The organism is Nocardioides panacisoli (assembly GCF_039537325.1).
Taxonomy (GTDB): Bacteria; Actinomycetota; Actinomycetes; order Propionibacteriales; family Nocardioidaceae; genus Nocardioides; species Nocardioides panacisoli.
Genome location: NZ_BAABAH010000002.1, coordinates 79,771 through 95,863, shown reverse-complemented (window position 1 = coordinate 95,863; position 16,093 = coordinate 79,771). Strand labels below are relative to the sequence as shown.

The following is a 16,093-nucleotide window of genomic DNA, read 5'->3' as shown; positions in this document are numbered from 1 at the left end:
TCGTCAGCCCTTCTCGAGCGCCTGGCTGAGATCGGCCCACAGGTCCTCGACGTCCTCGATGCCCACGGAGAGCCGCACCAGGCCGTCCGGGATCGTCTCCGCCTCGGCCTTCCAGCGCCGCCGCCGCTCGAGCGTGGACTCCACGCCGCCGAGCGAGGTGGCGTGCACCCACAGCCGCGTCTGGCGTACGGCGACGTCGGCCGCGTCACCGGACCGCAGCACCATCGCGACGATGCCGCCCAGGCCGGGGTAGCGGACCTCCTCGACCGCGGGGTGGTCCTCGAGCCTCCGCGCCAGTTCGGCGGCGTTGGCCTGCGCGCGGTCCAGCCGTACGGCGAGCGTGCGCATGCCCCGCAGCGCCAGCCAGGTCTCGAACGGCCCCGGCACCGCGCCCACCAGGTCGCGGCGGCCCTTCACGGCGTCGTACACCTCGTCGTCGGCGACCACCAGCGCGCCGAGCTGCACGTCGCTGTGGCCGGCGAGGTACTTCGTGGCGGAGTGGACGACGATGTCGGCGCCGAGCGCGAGGGGCTGCTGCAGCAGGGGAGTGGCGAAGGTGTTGTCGACGACGACCCGCACCCCGAGTGCGTGCGCCGCCTCGGCGAGGGCGGCGATGTCGGCGAGCTCGAGCGCCGGGTTGGTCGGCGACTCGATCCAGAGCAGTGCGCAGTCCTCGTCGGCCCGCATCGCGGCGATGACGGCCTCCGTGTCGGCGATGTCGACGAGGGTCCCGCGGCCGCGACCGCGCGACTCGAGGTCCCCGAGGGCCATGACAGTGCCGCTGTAGGCGTGCCGCGGAGCGACCACGCCTGCGGCCGGCCCGAGCAGGTCGAGCACGGTCCCGACCGCTGCCATCCCCGACGAGAACGCCAGCGCGCGCCCGCCCTCGAGCTGTCCGAGGACGTCCTCGAAGGCCGACCAGGTGGGGTTGCCGTAGCGGCCGTACTCGACGTCGCCGGTCGCGACGTACGTCGACGCCATCGTGATCGGCGGGTTGAGCGGCGCGTCGGGCTCTCGGGGCGGCCGGCCGGCGCTGACGGTGACCGTCGCGGGCCGCAGGTCCTCAGGGTGGGGCCGTGGGTCGGGCATGCCCCAACGGTAGGGTCAGCCGGGATGAACGCAGCAGCCGACCGCCGGATCCGGGTCGCAGTCGTCTTCGGCGGCCGCTCGAGCGAGCACGCCATCTCCTGCGTGACGGCGGGCAGCGTGCTGCAGGCCCTCGACGCCGAACGCTACGAGGTCGTGCCGGTCGGCATCGCCACCGACGGCCGCTGGGTGCTGGAGTCCGGCAACGTCGAGCGGCTGCAGATCATCTCCCCGGACAAGCTGCCCGAGGTCGACGCGGACCGTGAGCAGGTGACCCTCGCCCGTACGTCGTCCGGCGCCGGCCTGGTCGTCAGCGATCCGACCGCACCCCCGCGCGAGCTCGGTGACGTCGACGTCGTCTTCCCGCTGCTGCACGGGCCGTGGGGCGAGGACGGCACGCTGCAGGGCATGCTCGAGATGGCCGGCGTGCGGTACGTCGGCGCCGGTGTGCTCGCCTCCGCGGTGTCGATGGACAAGGCCTACATGAAGATCGTGCTGGCAGCTGCGGGGCTGCCGGTGATGCCCAGCACGACCACCACCGCGCGGGAGTGGGAGCGGGACCAGGGCGCGGTCCGCGAGCGCTGCGAGCAGCTCGGCTACCCCCTCTTCGTGAAGCCGGCCCGCGGCGGCTCGAGCATCGGCATCGCCAAGGCGCACGGACCCGACGAGCTCGCCGACGCGCTCGAGGGCGCGTTCGAGCACGACCCCAAGGTGCTGATCGAGGTGTCCGCCGAGGGCGCCCGCGAGATCGAGTGCGGAGTGCTGGAGACGCTCGACGGTGACGTCGAGACCAGCCTGCCGGCGGAGATCCGGGTCACCGGCGAGCACGAGTTCTACGACTTCGAGGCGAAGTACCTCCCCGAGGAGGCCACCGAGCTCGACGTACCCGCCGTCCTCGACGACGCCACCCTGGCCCGGATGCGCGAGCTGTCCGCCCAGGCGTTCCGCGCGGTCGGCGGCGAGGGTCTCGCCCGCGTGGACTTCTTCCTGATGCCCGACGGCTCGCTCGTCGTCAACGAGCTCAACACGATGCCCGGCTTCACGCCCCTGTCGATGTTCCCGCGGATGTGGGCCGCGACCGGGTTGGCGTACGGCGACCTCGTCGACCGGCTGGTCAGCCTCGCGCTGCAGCGGGGGACCGGCCTGCGCTGATCAGAGCCGCTGGCAGTGGCCGACGGTCTCCATGTGCTTCTCGACGATCGGGCTCAGCACGCCGGTGGCCGCGGCGGTCGCCTCCGGCCAGTAGTCCTTGGGGATCTGGACCTCGACCCGGGGCCGGCTCCACGCGCTGGTGAGCGTGACGTCGATGGCATGGTCGGTGTACTCGCCGTCCGGCACGAACCAGTCCACGCCCGCGACGGACTCGCAGGACGCGCCGGCGTGGTAGCCGTCGGGCTGGCCGACGCCGCAGGTGATCACGATGGCCGGGTCGCCGTACGCCGCTCCGGGCGCGCCGGCCGGCTGCACGTCGACCCGGTCGAGGTCGTCGAGCGTCTCGGGCAGCTCGTCGACGAACGCCGCGCACGCCTTCGCGTCCGCGTCGGACAGGTCGCCGGCGTCGATCTGCACCGGTCCGCCGCAGGCGGAGACGAGCAGCAGCGGGAGGAGCAGGAGCGCCGCGCGCGTCACCTTCAGATGTGCACCACGGGGCAGGTGAGGGTGCGGGTGATGCCGTCGAGGTTCTGCACCTTCGAGACGACCAGCTTGCCGAGCTCGTCGACGTTGCGTGCCTCGGCGCGGACGATCACGTCGTAGGGGCCGGTCACGTCCTCGGCGAGGGTGACGCCCTTGATCTTGGCGATGGCCTGGGCGACCTCCGCAGCCTTGCCGACGTCGGTCTGGATCAGGATGTAGGCCTGCACCACCATGGGTCGCGCTCCTCGGTCGACTTGCTTGGACGTCCGACAACCTACCGTGACCCCCGGTCCCAGGACGACTCGTCGGTTTCTGGTGGGATGTGCCTCATGTCCGAGCAGACGCTGGCCGAGATCGGGGAGTTCGGCCTGATCACCCGCATCGAGGAGCTCGTGGCCCGGCTGGCCCCGGGCGAGCAGGTCCTCGTGGGACCGGGGGACGACGCCGCGGTGCTCCGTGTGCGGAACGGGCACGTGGTCGTCTCGACCGACCTGATGGTCGAGGGCCGGCACTTCCGCCGCGACTGGGCGGACGCCGCCGACGTCGGGCACCGCGCTGCGGCGCAGAACCTCTCCGACCTGAACGCGATGGGCGGACGCGCGACCTGGCTGACCGTCGGGTTCGCGGCGCCGCCGGCGCTGCCCGCGCAGTGGGCGCTCGACTTCACCCGCGGCTTCGCCGAGGAGTGCGCGCTCGTCGGGGCGGGGCTGGTCGGCGGGGACGTCAGCTCCTCGGACCAGATCGTCATCAGCGTGACGGTGATGGGGAGCTGCACGGTCTCCCCGGTGCTCCGCTCGGGCGCCCAGCCGGGCGAGATCGTCGCGCTCGCCGGGCGGCAGGGCTGGGCGGCCGGTGGCCTCGCGGTGCTCGGCCGGGGCTTCCGCTCACCCCGCAAGCTGGTGGACGCCTACCGCCGCCCGGAGCCACCGTACGACGCCGGCCGCGCCGCCGCCGAGGCCGGCGCCACGGCGATGATCGACGTGTCCGACGGGCTGCTGGCCGACGCGCTCCACGTCGCGCGGGCCTCGGGAGTGGCGATCGACGTACGCACCGAGGCCTTCGAGGTCCCCGAGCCGCTGGTCGCCGTCGGAGCCGCGACCGGCGCCGACCCGATGTCGTTCGTCCTCGGCGGCGGCGACGACCACTCCCTGCTCGCCACGTTCCCGCCGGACGCCGCGCTCCCCGAGGGCTGGCTGGAGATCGGCCGGGTGTCCCAGGCGAGCGCGGACGGCCCTGCCGTCACCGTCGACGGCGAGCCCTACGACGGCCCCTACGGCTGGACCCACTTCTGAATCGAGGAGGGGTCTTCACCCGGTCGAAATGAAGCAACCGCCCGCGAGCTGCGGGCGGTTGTCACACTTCGACCGGGCGAAGACCCCTACTCGGACTCTAGCGGGAGACCTTGCCGGCCTTGAGGCAGCCGGTGCAGACGTTGAGGCGCTTCGGGGTGCCGTTGACGACCGCGCGCACGCGCTGGATGTTCGGGTTGAAGCGGCGCTTGGTGATCTTGCGCGACCACGGCCGGTTGTTGCCGAACGCCGGCTTCTTGGCGCAGATGTCGCAGACGGCAGCCACGGTGACTCCTACGGTTGGATCGGTCTCGGGTGCCCGTTCGGGCAACCGGAACAGACTAACGGACGTCGCGCCGCGGGCAGAAATCAACGGATACCTCCGGCCACGCAATAGTCTGGCCCGGATGGACGACGGGACGGACGCAGGCGGGCAGGCGCCGCAGGACGCGGGCTCCGGCATCGCGCTGGAGACCGTCGTCCGGTTCGTCGAGATCGCCGTCGACGCCCTCGCGGACGCTCGCGAGGAGATCGACGCGCTCAACGTCTACCCGGTCCCCGACGGCGACACCGGGACGAACATGTACCTCACCATCGCCGCCGCCCGGGACGCGATCCGCGACGCGATCGGTGACGGCTCGGGATCACGGCACGCCGCCCTCGCGGCGTTCTCCCGCGGCGCCCTCCTCGGCGCCCGCGGCAACTCGGGGGTGATCCTCAGCGAGATGCTCGGGGCACTCGTACGCCGGATCGGCGCGGCCGCCGCGGACGAGCCGAACGCGCAGGTGCTCACCGACGCGCTGCACCAGGCGACCGACGCGAGCTACGCGGCGGTGGGGGAGCCCGTCGAGGGCACCATGCTCACGGTGCTGCGGGCGGCATCCGACGCCGCGCTCGAGCGGGCCAAGGAGAGTGGTGTCCGCAGCAGCGACATCGTGACGACGGCCGCCGCGGCGGCGCGGGAGGCGCTCGCGCGCACGCCGGAGCAGCTCCCCGTCCTGGCCCGCGCGGGCGTCGTGGACGCCGGTGGCCGCGGCATCTGCGTGATCCTCGACGCGGCCGAGACCGTGCTGACCGGTCGCCGGCCGGTGCCGGTGACCTCGCCGCTCGGCCAGCACGCGATCCCCGTGCCGCAGCTCGGCGACGGCGCCGGCGACCTCGGCCCGGACGGGCCGGCCTTCGAGGTCATGTACCTCCTCGACACCGGCGACGGCGAGGTCCCGCACCTGCGCGGCCGGCTCGCCGAGCTCGGCGACAGCGTCGTCGTGGTCGGCGGCGAAGGGTTGTGGAACGTCCACGTCCACACCGACGACCCGGGCGCGGCCGTCGAGGCCGGTGTCGCCGTCGGCCGGCCGCACCGGATCCGGATCACCCACTTCGCGCAGCCGGTCGCGGCCCAGGCGGGCGCCGCGAGCTCGCCGGCACAGCGGGACGGGCGGCGGGTGGTCGCGGTCGCCGCCGGTCCCGGCCTCAGCGCGCTATTCGCCGAGGCGGGCGCCGAGGTGGTCGAGGGCGGGCCCGGTCGGCGGCCCTCCACCGGCGAGGTGCTCGACGCGATCGTCCGCTGCGGCGCGCGGGAGGTCGTCGTGCTCCCGAACGACCACGACAGCGTCCGCACGGCCCGGATGGCCGCCACCACCGCTGAGGCCGACCACCCCGGCGTCCGGGTCGCTGTCATCCCGACCGAGGCCCAGGTCCAGGGGCTCGCGGCCATCGCGGTGCACGAGCCGGGCCGGGCGTTCGACGCCGACGTGACCGAGATGACCGCGACCGCCCGGCACGCCCGGCACGGCGCGATCACCGTGGCCGCGCGCGAGGCGATGACGATGGCCGGGCCGTGCAGGGAGGGCGACGCCCTCGGCGTCATCTCCGGCGACTTCGCCGTCGTCGGCGACGACCTCGGCAAGGTCGCGGTCGAGGTGGTCGCGCGGCTGCTGGCCCCCGGCGGCGAGCTCGTCACGCTGGTCCGCGGCGCCGACCCGGCCTCGCGGGAGCACGCCGACCGGGTCATCGCGTGGGTCGAGGAGCACCAGCCCCATGTCGACGCCGTGGTGTACGACGGTGGCCAGGAGCGGTACCCGCTCCTGATGTCGGTCGAGTGACCCACGAGAGGGGTGGAGCCGGGTGATCACCCTCGACTCCCCGGTCGCGAGCGTGCTCGGCGCGGCCACACCGGCGAAGCGGCAGAAGTTCGTGTCCGGCCTGGGCATCACGACCGTCGGCGACCTGCTCGACCACTTCCCGCGCCGCTATCTCGAGACCGGTTCGCTGACCAAGGTCGAGGACCTCCGGCCCGGACAGATGTTGTGCGTCGTCGGCGAGATCAGCGCCTGTGACATCAAGACCTACAAGGATCGACGCACCGGACGGCCCGCCTTCCGCGTCGAGGCGACGCTGCGCACCGACGGGCCGCCGCTCCGGATGACGTTCTTCGCCAAGAACCAGGGCACCGCCGGCTGGCACGCGAAGCGGGTCGCCGTCGGCAACCGCGGAATCTTCGTCGGCAAGGCCGACCGCTTCAACAACAACTGGCAGCTGGTCAATCCCGAGCTCACCGTCTTCGGTCTCGCCGACGAGGAGATCGCCGGCGCGATGCCTGACGAGATCGGCGGCCTCTACCCGATCTACCCGCTCACCAAGGGCGTCAACTCGTGGGACGTCGCCCGGGCGGTGCGCTTCGCGAGCACGGTCCTGGACGAGCTGCCCGAGGTGCTGCCCCCAGCGGTCCGGAGCGAGTACGGCGTGCTCGACGTGCAGCAGGCCTACGAGTGGGTCCACCGGCCGGACACGCGCCGACAGGTCGAGCAGGCACTGCACCGGTTCCGGTTCGAGGAGGCGCTGGTCACCCAGATCGTCCTCGCCAAGCGCCGCCGCGCGATCCGCGAGTTCGGCGCGACGATGCGCACCGGCGGCTCGGGAGAGCTGCAGACGGCCTTCGACGCGTCGCTGCCGTTCGAGCTGACCAGCGGCCAGCGGGAGATCGGCGCCCAGATCGCCAGGGACCTTGCCGAGCCCCACCCCATGAACCGGCTGCTGCAGGGCGAGGTCGGCTCCGGGAAGACGCTGGTCGCCCTCCGCGCGATGCTTCGCGTGGTCGACTCGGGCGGGCAGGCGGCGCTCCTGGCACCGACCGAGGTGCTCGCCCAGCAGCACCACCGGTCGATCGCGACCATGCTGGGCGACCTGGCCATGGGCGGCACCATCTTCGGGTCCGGAGCCGGCACCCGGGTGGAGCTGCTGACCGGCTCGATGACCAAGACCCAGCGCACCGAGCCGCTCTCGCGCATCGCGAGCGGCGAGGCAGGCATCGTGATCGGGACCCACGCGCTGCTGCAGGACAACGTGTACTTCGCCGACCTCGGGCTCGTCGTCGTCGACGAGCAGCACCGGTTCGGGGTCGAGCAGCGGGCCGCGCTCACGGACAAGGCCGCGATCCCGCCGCACCTGCTGGTGATGACCGCAACCCCGATCCCGCGCACCGTCGCGATGACCGTGTTCGGCGACCTCGAGGTCTCCACGCTGCGGGAGCTGCCCGCGGGCCGGGCTGCGATCCAGACCAATGTGGTGCCGCTGGCCGAGCACCCGGACTGGATGGACCGGGTCTGGCAGCGGGTGCACGAGGAGGTGGACAAGGGCCACCAGGTCTACGTCGTCTGCCCCCGCATCGCCGGCGAGGAGGCCGAGGCCGGAGAGGCCGACGCCGTCGACGTCGACGAGGACGGCCAGGTGATCGCACCCGTCGGGGGACCGTCGGCCGTCGAGGAGCTCGTCGTCCGGCTCGCCGAGGGGCCGCTCTCCGACGTCCGGGTCGGGCGGATGCACGGGCGGCTGCCCGGCGACGAAAAGGACGCGACGATGCGCGCCTTCGCAGCCGGCGAGATCGACGTGCTGGTCTCGACGACGGTGATCGAGGTCGGTGTCGACGTCCACAACGCCACGGCGATGGTGATCCTCGACGCGGACCGGTTCGGCGTCTCCCAGCTGCACCAGCTGCGCGGCCGGGTCGGTCGTGGCGGGCTTCCCGGTCTCTGCCTGCTGGTCACCCGCACGGAGGCGCTCACCCCCGCCCGGGAGCGGCTCGACGCCGTCGCCTCGACCGCCGACGGTTTCGTCCTGAGCCGGGTCGACCTCGAGCAGCGGCGCGAGGGCGACGTGCTGGGGGCGTCCCAGGCCGGCCGGAGGTCGAGCCTGGAGCGGCTCCGCGTGCTCCGGGACGAGGACACCATCGTCGCTGCCCGGGCGGCCGCCGAGAGCCTCCTGGACAGCGACCCGGCGCTCGCGGACGCGCCGTTGCTCGCCGACGCCGTCGCCGACCTCGAGCGCTCGCAGCAGGCCGAGTTCGTGGACAAGTCGTGACGCGCATCATCGGCGGCGTCGCCGGTGGCCGCCGGCTCCAGACCCCCAGAGGAGACGCCACCCGCCCGACGAGCGACCGCGTCCGCGAGGCGCTGTTCTCCGCCATCGAGGCTGCCGTCGGCTCGCTCCACGGGCTGCGCTTCCTGGACCTGTACGCCGGCAGCGGCGCCATCGGCCTGGAGGCGTGGTCGCGCGGCGCGGCCCACGTGACGCTGGTCGAGTCCGACCGCCGCACGGCGCGGCTGGTCGAGGCCAACGTGGCCGCCGTGGGCTGCGACGTCGCCGACGTGCGTGCCCGCTCGGTCGCCGCGGTGCTCGGCGAGGGCGCGCGGTCGCCCTACGACATCGTGTTCAGCGACCCGCCCTACCCGCATACCGAGGCCAGGCTGGCCGAGGACCTCGAGCTGCTCGCCACGGGCCACTGGCTGGCCCACGAGTCCCTGCTGGTCGTCGAGCGCTCGGCGCGGAGCCCGGAGCCGGCATGGCCCTCGGGGGTCGAGCGGCTGGGCGGCAAGCGCGGCGAGCGGCGCTACGGCGAGACCACGCTGTGGTTCGCGTCGCATCCCTGAGCGGGCCGGGCCGATACGCTGCCGTGCCATGACCCTCGCGGTGTGCCCCGGCTCGTTCGATCCGGTCACCAACGGCCATCTCGACATCTTCCGGCGCGCCTCGGCGCTCTTCGACGAGCTCGTCGTCGCCACCGGCACCAACGTCTCGAAGTCGCGGCTGTTCAGCCCCGACGAGCGGCTGGAGATGCTCGAGGAGGCCTGCGCGGGCCACCCCAACATCAAGGTGATGGGCTTCACCGGCCTGATCGTCGACTTCTGCCGCGAGATCGGCGCGCAGGCGATCGTGAAGGGCCTGCGCGGCGGCAACGACTACGAGTACGAGCTGCCGATGGCGCAGATGAACGCCCACCTCACCGGGGTGGAGACGGTCTTCGTCCCGACCACGGCTTCGCTCGGCTACGTGTCCTCGAGCCTGGTCAAGGAGGTCGCCTCGCTCGGAGGCGACGTGTCGGGGCTGGTGCCGGAGGCCGTCCTGGCACGACTGGAGGAGCGGCTCGGCCGCTCCGGAGGCACGCACGGCGCATGACCGGCGCCGATCCTCGTTTTGCCGCGGGTCACCCCCGCCACTACGATTGCTTCGATCTGTTGGTGCCTGGACCAGGAGTGATCGCGTGACCGGCCTGGACCCGAGAGCGCCGTTCGTGCTCGACACCCGCGAGCTCGGACGCCGCCCGGGGTCCCAGCGTCACGTGACGCTCACGGTCCCGGCGCCCGCAGATCTGGGCATCGAGGTTCTCCATGTCCCCGAGGGTGCGCCGGTCGACCTCGACCTGCGCCTCGAGGCGGTCATGGAGGGCGTGCTCGTCACCGGCACGGCGGAAGCCGTCGCCGAGGGGGAGTGCGCACGGTGCCTGGAGCCGATCCGCGACGAGCTCGAGGTGACGTTCCAGGAGCTGTACGTCTATGACGACTCCCGTGAGGTCCTGCGCAGCAAGCAGGGCATCGACGAGGGCATCGATGACCAGGACACAAGCCTGCTCCAGGACGACCTGCTCGACCTGGAGCCGGTGCTGCGGGACGCGGTGGTGCTCGCACTGCCGTTCCAGCCGCTGTGCAGGGACGACTGTCCCGGCCTGTGCCCCGAGTGCGGAGCACGCCTGGCCGACGACCCGGACCACGCACACGAGGCTGCGATCGACCCGCGGTGGGCAGCGCTCACCGAGCTGGGTGGGAGCGACCCGGCAGACAACGACAAGGCGAACCCCGCGCGGTGACCACCGCGCGGAACAACTGAGGAGATCACAGTGGCTGTCCCGAAGCGCAAGATGTCGCGCAGCAACACGCGGCACCGTCGCTCGCAGTGGAAGGCCGTCGCCCCGACCCTGGTGACCTGCGCCAACCCGGCCTGCGGTGCGAAGCACCTCCCGCACCGCGCGTGCGGCACGTGTGGCCAGTACGGCGCGCGCAGCGACCGTCGCCAGGTCCTCTGACCGACCTCACGCAGGTAGGGCAGCGGTCATCGCTGACGAGACGGGCTACGACGACCTACGTCGTGCGCTCGGCGAGCCGGTACTCGACGCCGAGCTGCTGGACCGCGCCCTGACCCACCGCTCGTACGCCTACGAGCACGGCGGCCTGCCGACCAACGAGCGCCTGGAGTTCCTGGGCGACTCGGTCCTCGGCGTGGTCGTCACCGAGACCCTCTACCGCACCCACCCCGACCTGCCCGAGGGCCGGCTGGCCAAGCTGCGCGCTGCGGTCGTCAACGCCCGGGCGCTCGCCGGCATCGCGCGCGAGATCGGGCTCGGGCAGTACATCAAGCTCGGCCGCGGCGAGGAGTCCACCGGCGGGCGCGAGAAGGCGTCGATCCTCTCCGACACCGTCGAGGCGGTCATCGGCGCGGTCCACCTCAGCGGCGGCATCGCGGTCTCCTCCGACGTCGTCCACCTGCTGTTCGACCCGCTCATCGAGGCGGCCTCGGCGATGGGTGCCGGCCTCGACTGGAAGACGTCGCTCCAGGAGCTCGCCGCCGAGCACGCGCTCGGCGTGCCCGAGTACGTCATCGAGGACGAGGGCCCCGACCACCAGAAGTCGTTCACCGCGCAGGTGCGGGTCGCCGACAAGCTCTACGGCAACGGCCACGGCCGCTCCAAGAAGGAGGCCGAGCAGGGCGCCGCCGAGACGGCGTACGGCGAGATCGTCGCCGCCCTCGGCGTCCAGGCCTGACGCCAGGTCGCGCAGCGTGCCCGAGCTCCCCGAGGTCGAGACGGTCCGGACGGGTCTCGAGCGCCACGTCGTGAGCGCCCGGATCTCCGAGGTCCAGGTGCTGCACCCGCGGCCGGTCCGACGCGACCTCCGCGGCCCCGAGGGCTTCGCCGCCGCGCTCACCGACCGCACCGTGCTCGCCGCCCGCCGTCGCGGCAAGTACCTCTGGCTCCCGCTCGACGACGGGAACGCCCTCCTCGGCCACCTCGGCATGAGCGGCCAGCTGCTCGTCCAGCGCGTCGGCGCCCCCGACGAGCGCCACCTCCGCGTGCGCTTCATCCTGGAAGCGCCCGACAACGGTGGCGGCGTGTCGAGATTCGAGCTGAGGTTCGTCGACCAGCGGATGTTCGGCGGGCTGTCGGTGTCCGAGGGCGGGGCGGAGCTGCCCCCCGAGATCGCGCACATCGCCCGCGACCCGGTCGACCCGGACTTCGACGACGCCGCCTTCGTGCAGAAGGTACGGCGCCGCGCGTCCGGCGTGAAGCGCCAGCTGCTCGACCAGAACCTGATCAGCGGCGTCGGCAACATCTACGCCGACGAGGCGCTGTGGCGGGCGCGGATCCACGGCGACCGGCCCGGGGACCGGCTCACCCGGGCCCAGGTCGTCGACCTGCTCGCCCAGGTCCGCGGCGTGCTGGGGGAGGCCCTGGTCCAGGGTGGGACGTCCTTCGACGCGCTCTACGTCAACGTCAACGGCGAGTCGGGGTACTTCGACCGCAGCCTGCACGCCTACGGCCGCGACGGCGACCCCTGCGACCGCTGCGGCACGCCGATCAGGCGGGTGGCGTTCATGAACCGCTCGTCGTACTTCTGCCCGCGCTGCCAGCCCGTCCCGAGGAGTGGTCGGGCACCGCGGTCGGGGGTTTGACCCACGCGCCCTGAAGTGGGACATTTGGAGACGGCCCCCACTCGATCCCCCGGGGCCCGGAGTTTCTTTCTTCAACCGGAAGGCACACCTTCATGGCCAAGGCGCTGATCGGGCACCTGAACAGCGACCTGCGCGACCCCCGCCTCGCCGTCGAGAACGCTCGACTGCGCAACCGGGTGGCCGAGCTGGAGTCTCTCGTCCTCCGCCTCAGCGAGGAGAACGACAAGCTGATGGCCGCTCGGGCCGCCGACATCCTGACCGCCGACAAGGCGCAGGAGATGCAGCCGGCCTGAGCTGGACTGCGCGAGCGTGTCGCAAATCGACCGCTCGCCCACCCTCGCGCGCTCGGGCAGGCTCCCGGCCGATGCGGCTTCGCCGCCGTGCGACACGCTGCCGCGCCGCGGTCGAAGTGACCTCGGTGCCAGGCCGAGCTGGCGGCCAGACCTCGCCGAAGCAGGCCTGACCGCCGGTCGAACGCTCGTTCCTCAGTGCAGCGCCTCCTCGCGCGGCTTCAGCGGCAGCAGGAACGCTGCGAGGAAGCTGACTCCGAAGCAGCCGACCGTCACCCAGGCGATCGCCTCGGTGGCGTCGCCCCAGCCCGACGTCGGCACCCAGCGGAAGAAGAGCGTGCCGAGCAGGGCCACGCCGAGCGCCCCGCAGAACTGCTGCATCGCGTTGAGCAGACCCGAGCCGGTGCCGACCTCGTGGTCGCCGAGGTCGGCCAGGATGATGTCGAACAGCGGCGCGAAGATCAGCCCGCTCCCGATGCCGGCGACCAGCAGGGCGGGCGCGAGGTCCCAGCCGCCGACGCCGGTGCCGCTCGCCACCATGCCGAACCACGCCATCCCGGCGGCTGCGAGCGCGAGCCCGATGTGCAGGACGTGCCGGCCCAGCTTCGGGCCGAGCAGCGCCCCGGACAGCGCCGCGCCGATCGCGATGCCGAGGGCGTACGGCGTCATCACGATCGCCGCGTGGCGAGGGGTGAAGCCCAGCCCGAGCTGCAGGAACAGGCTGGTGACCAGGCTGGAGCCGGACATCGCGACGAAGAACGTGCCCAGGAAGACGACGCCGGCCACGAAGCCGCGGTGGGTGAACAGCGACGGCTCCAGGATCGGGTGGTCGCTGCGGCGCTCGCTCCAGACGAACACGCCGAACAGGACGACCGCCGCGCCCATCAGCACGTAGACCCACGCCGGCCAGCCGAGCTCGCGGCCCTGCACCAGCGGGTAGATCAGCGCGGCCGACGCCAGCGTCACCAGCACCGCGCCGAACGGGTCCAGCCGGGCGGCTGGGTCCTTGGGCACGTCGGGCAGGTACCGCCAGGCGATGAACGTCCCCGCGAGCCCCACCGGGACGTTGATGAGGAAGATCATCCGCCAGCCGGTGCCCCACAGGTCGGCGTCGATCAGGAAGCCCGCCAGGATCGGCCCGAGGACTGCCGAGAGCCCCATGATCGGGCCGAAGGGGATGAACGCCTTCTGCAGGTCCTCGGGCGGGAACGACTGCTTCACCATCGCCAGGCCCTGCGGGATCATCGTCGCCCCGAACAGGCCCTGCACCGCGCGGAACGCGATGAGCGTGCCCGCCGTGGGGGCCAGGCCGCAGGCCAGGGAGGCAGCGGTGAATCCCGCCATCCCGGCGATGAACATCGGCCGGCGCCCGACGATGTCGCCCAGGCGGGCGGAGGTCAGCAGCCCGACCGCGAAGGCCAGGGTGTAGGCCGCGAGCACCCACTGCAGGGTGGTCTCGCTGCCACCGAGGTCGGCCCGGATCGAGGGTCCGGCGAGGGTGGCGATCGTCGCGTCGAGCAGGTCCATGACGTCCGCGATGATCACGGCGGCCATGACGTGCCAACGGAAGCGGTAGGCGGTCGTGGCGACTGCCTCGGTGACGGTGCCGGCCATGGGACGGCCTCCTTCCCGGAGTGGTTTCGAACGGTGTTCGTGAATGACGAACAGTGTTCTATCTTCGAACGGTGTTCGTGTCAAGGGGGTAGGATGGGCGCCGTGGAGAAGCGGACGAAGACGTTCCGGGCCGGCCCGGTCCGGATCCGGGTGACGACCGACGACGCCGCTGCGCGGCCGAAGGAGCGACTCACCCGCGAGCGGATCGTCGACGCGGCGATGGACCTGATGGCCGAGAAGGGCTACGACGGGGTGTCCATGCGCTCGCTCGCCCGGGCGCTCGACACAGGCCAGGCCTCGCTCTACGCCCACGTCGCCAACAAGGAGGAGCTGGATCAGCTCGTCATCGACCGGATCTGCTCAGAGCTCGACGTACCGGAGCCGGACCCGGAGAACTGGGCCGAGCAGCTGAAGCAGGTGCTGCGCGACTGCCTGGAGCTCTACCGCGCCCACCCGGGCACCGCGCGGGCGGCGATGGGGATGATCCCGACCCAGGAGGGCGGCCTGCGGATCGCCGAGGGGATGCTTGCCATCTGCATCCGCGGTGGCGTCAGCCCGCAGGCGGCCGCGTGGTTCTGCGACATCGCCGCGCTCTTCGTCTGCGCGGTGGCCTACGAGGAGCAGATCTGGACCCAGCGGATGGTCGACGGTGCCGGCCACGACGACCTCCACGAGTTCCACGAGGACGTGGACGGCCAGCTGATGGCGGCGTTCGGCCAGCTCCCTGCCGACCGGTTCCCCTTCGTCACGGGCTACGCCCGCGAGCTGACTGCCGGCGACGGCGACGAGCGGCTCGAGTTCGGGCTCGACCTGCTGGTCTCCGGCCTCGAGGCCGCTTCCGAGCGCTACCGCGACCGATAGCGGAAATCGATGGCGGCCGCGGCCGCGGACGCCTAGCGTGGCGACCTTGTGAGCCGCGTCGTCGAAGCAGTCCTCCCGGCGCGCCTGGGCCCCGGCTTCCGGCTGCTGATGTCCTCGAGCTGGGTGTCCAACCTCGGCGACGGCATCGCGCTCGCCGCGGGCCCGCTGCTGGTCGCCTCGCAGACGCGCGACCCGTTCCTCGTCTCGCTCGCCGTCCTGCTCCAGCGGCTGCCGTGGCTGCTGTTCGGTCTGCACGCCGGCGCCATCGCCGACCGGCTGGACCGCAAGCGGCTGGTCGTCGCGAGCGACCTGTGCCGGGTCGCGGTCCTCGCCGGCCTCTGCGCCACGATCGTCACCGGCTGGGTGGACACCGGGGTGGTCCTCGTCGCCATGTTCCTCATCGGCACGGCCGAGGTCTTCGCCGACACCGCCACCGGGACGCTGCTGCCGATGCTCGTCGACAAGGACGACATCGGCATCGCGTTCGCGCGTCTCCAGTTCGGCTTCATCACGGTCAACCAGATCGCCGGCGCGCCCCTCGGCGCCGCCCTGTTCGCCGTGGGCCTGGCGGTGCCGTTCGGGGTGCAGATCGGCTGCGTGCTGCTGGCGGTCGTCCTCGTCGCCCGCATCGAGCTGCTGGCCGGGCCGGTCCGCGGCGAGGTCGCGACGCACGTGCGCCGCGACATCGTCGACGGCGTCAAGTGGCTGCTCGGGCACCCGCCGATCCGCACCCTGGCGCTGGTGATCTTCGCGTTCAACATCACCTGGGCCTCGGCCTGGTCGGTGCTCGTCCTCTACTCCCTCGACGTGCTGCACATGGGCCCGGTCGGCTACGGCCTGCTGACCACGGCGGGCGCCGTCGGCAGCCTGGTCAGCACGCCCTGGTACGGCTGGCTCGAGCGGCACGTCTCGCTCGCGACCCTGATGCGGGTCTGCCTCCTGCTCGAGGTGCTGATGCATCTCGGCTTCGCGCTCACGACCGCGCCATGGGTGGCGCTGCTGATCATGTTCGGCTTCGGTGCCTACGCGTTCGTCTGGGGCACGCTCTCGCAGGCGGTGCGGCAGCGGGCGGTGCCGACGGAGTTCCAGGGCCGGGTCGGCTCGGTGTACGGCGTCGGCGTGTTCGGTGGCATGGTGCTCGGCAGCGGGCTCGGCGGCCTGATCGCCGCCACCTGGGGAGTCACGGCGCCGTTCTGGGTCGGCTTCGTCGGCTCGGGGATCACGCTGGCGCTCGTCTGGCGGCAGCTGGCCCACATCGCCCACGCCGACGCGACGAGCGAGCCTGCGACCGAGCCCGGTGCCTCCCAGGTAGGGTGACCA

At 72.5% G+C, this 16,093-nt stretch carries 18 protein-coding genes; 13 read left to right on the top strand and 5 right to left on the bottom strand.

The features are described 5' to 3' along the window. Window positions 1-3: 3 nt before the first annotated feature. Complete coding sequence (locus tag ABD709_RS03430; protein ID WP_344772400.1) at window positions 4-1,089, bottom strand: trans-sulfuration enzyme family protein; 1,086 nt, start codon at window positions 1,087-1,089, stop codon at window positions 4-6. Between the two features lie 24 nt (window positions 1,090-1,113). Between ABD709_RS03430 and ABD709_RS03425 the strand changes: the two genes are divergently transcribed. Then, window positions 1,114-2,238: a D-alanine--D-alanine ligase family protein gene (locus tag ABD709_RS03425; protein WP_344772399.1), complete on the top strand. Its 1,125-nt coding sequence runs from the start codon at window positions 1,114-1,116 to the stop codon at window positions 2,236-2,238. Here the strand turns inward: ABD709_RS03425 and ABD709_RS03420 are convergent, their stop codons facing one another. Both ABD709_RS03420 and ABD709_RS03415 read right to left on the bottom strand, forming a co-directional pair. After that, window positions 2,239-2,715 (bottom strand): DUF3515 domain-containing protein, encoded by a 477-nt coding sequence (locus ABD709_RS03420; protein WP_344772398.1) that lies wholly within the window; start codon window positions 2,713-2,715, stop codon window positions 2,239-2,241. It abuts the gene before it with no gap. Window positions 2,716-2,717: 2 nt separating this feature from the next. Then, window positions 2,718-2,954, bottom strand: coding sequence for an Lrp/AsnC family transcriptional regulator (locus ABD709_RS03415; protein ID WP_425575019.1), 237 nt, complete (start codon window positions 2,952-2,954; stop codon window positions 2,718-2,720). 87 nt (window positions 2,955-3,041) lie between these two features. Here ABD709_RS03415 and ABD709_RS03410 point away from each other — a divergent pair, with 87 nt between their 5' ends. Continuing rightward, window positions 3,042-4,013, top strand: coding sequence for a thiamine-phosphate kinase (locus tag ABD709_RS03410; RefSeq protein WP_425575018.1), 972 nt, complete (start codon window positions 3,042-3,044; stop codon window positions 4,011-4,013). 97 nt (window positions 4,014-4,110) lie between these two features. Here the strand turns inward: ABD709_RS03410 and rpmB are convergent, their stop codons facing one another. Next, on the bottom strand, window positions 4,111-4,296 hold the full coding sequence (gene rpmB / locus ABD709_RS03405; RefSeq protein ID WP_344772396.1) for a 50S ribosomal protein L28: 186 nt from the start codon (window positions 4,294-4,296) through the stop codon (window positions 4,111-4,113). 121 nt (window positions 4,297-4,417) lie between these two features. On the opposite strand from rpmB, the gene ABD709_RS03400 reads away from it, so the two are divergent. The 9 genes from ABD709_RS03400 to ABD709_RS03360 all read left to right on the top strand — a co-directional run bounded on the left by ABD709_RS03400 (window position 4,418) and on the right by ABD709_RS03360 (window position 12,301). Continuing rightward, the gene (locus ABD709_RS03400) at window positions 4,418-6,112 is read left to right on the top strand and encodes a DAK2 domain-containing protein (protein WP_344772395.1); all 1,695 of its coding nucleotides are present in this window, start codon (window positions 4,418-4,420) and stop codon (window positions 6,110-6,112) included. A gap of 22 nt (window positions 6,113-6,134) precedes the next feature. Continuing rightward, window positions 6,135-8,366 carry an ATP-dependent DNA helicase RecG gene (locus tag ABD709_RS03395; RefSeq protein WP_344772394.1) on the top strand — a complete coding sequence of 744 codons (2,232 nt, stop codon included), beginning with the start codon at window positions 6,135-6,137 and terminating at the stop codon, window positions 8,364-8,366. Then, on the top strand, window positions 8,363-8,935 hold the full coding sequence (rsmD, locus tag ABD709_RS03390; protein WP_344772393.1) for a 16S rRNA (guanine(966)-N(2))-methyltransferase RsmD: 573 nt from the start codon (window positions 8,363-8,365) through the stop codon (window positions 8,933-8,935). The genes ABD709_RS03395 and rsmD overlap by 4 nt, the downstream gene beginning before the upstream one ends. 28 nt (window positions 8,936-8,963) lie before the next feature. After that, window positions 8,964-9,461 carry a pantetheine-phosphate adenylyltransferase gene (coaD, locus tag ABD709_RS03385; protein WP_344772392.1) on the top strand — a complete coding sequence of 166 codons (498 nt, stop codon included), beginning with the start codon at window positions 8,964-8,966 and terminating at the stop codon, window positions 9,459-9,461. Between the two features lie 85 nt (window positions 9,462-9,546). Next, entirely contained in the window at window positions 9,547-10,149 is a 603-nt protein-coding gene (locus tag ABD709_RS03380) for a YceD family protein (protein WP_344772391.1), read from the top strand. Window positions 10,150-10,179: 30 nt separating this feature from the next. Beyond that, window positions 10,180-10,365: a 50S ribosomal protein L32 gene (gene rpmF / locus ABD709_RS03375; RefSeq protein ID WP_194706333.1), complete on the top strand. Its 186-nt coding sequence runs from the start codon at window positions 10,180-10,182 to the stop codon at window positions 10,363-10,365. Continuing rightward, a complete protein-coding gene (rnc, locus tag ABD709_RS03370) occupies window positions 10,322-11,101 on the top strand; it encodes a ribonuclease III (RefSeq protein ID WP_344772390.1) in 780 nt (259 codons plus the stop codon). Before rpmF ends, rnc begins: the two co-directional genes overlap by 44 nt. A gap of 16 nt (window positions 11,102-11,117) precedes the next feature. Next, entirely contained in the window at window positions 11,118-12,008 is an 891-nt protein-coding gene (gene mutM / locus ABD709_RS03365; protein WP_344772389.1) for a bifunctional DNA-formamidopyrimidine glycosylase/DNA-(apurinic or apyrimidinic site) lyase, read from the top strand. 92 nt (window positions 12,009-12,100) lie between these two features. Further along, window positions 12,101-12,301, top strand: a complete 201-nt coding sequence (locus ABD709_RS03360) for a hypothetical protein (protein ID WP_344772388.1) — start codon at window positions 12,101-12,103, stop codon at window positions 12,299-12,301. A gap of 192 nt (window positions 12,302-12,493) precedes the next feature. Here the strand turns inward: ABD709_RS03360 and ABD709_RS03355 are convergent, their stop codons facing one another. Beyond that, a complete protein-coding gene (locus tag ABD709_RS03355; RefSeq protein WP_344772387.1) occupies window positions 12,494-13,912 on the bottom strand; it encodes a DHA2 family efflux MFS transporter permease subunit in 1,419 nt (472 codons plus the stop codon). 102 nt (window positions 13,913-14,014) lie between these two features. On the opposite strand from ABD709_RS03355, the gene ABD709_RS03350 reads away from it, so the two are divergent. Together ABD709_RS03350 and ABD709_RS03345 are read left to right on the top strand one after the other, a co-directional pair. Then, window positions 14,015-14,773: a TetR/AcrR family transcriptional regulator gene (locus ABD709_RS03350; RefSeq protein WP_344772386.1), complete on the top strand. Its 759-nt coding sequence runs from the start codon at window positions 14,015-14,017 to the stop codon at window positions 14,771-14,773. A gap of 48 nt (window positions 14,774-14,821) precedes the next feature. Next, window positions 14,822-16,090: an MFS transporter gene (locus ABD709_RS03345; protein WP_344772385.1), complete on the top strand. Its 1,269-nt coding sequence runs from the start codon at window positions 14,822-14,824 to the stop codon at window positions 16,088-16,090. Window positions 16,091-16,093 lie beyond the last annotated feature (3 nt).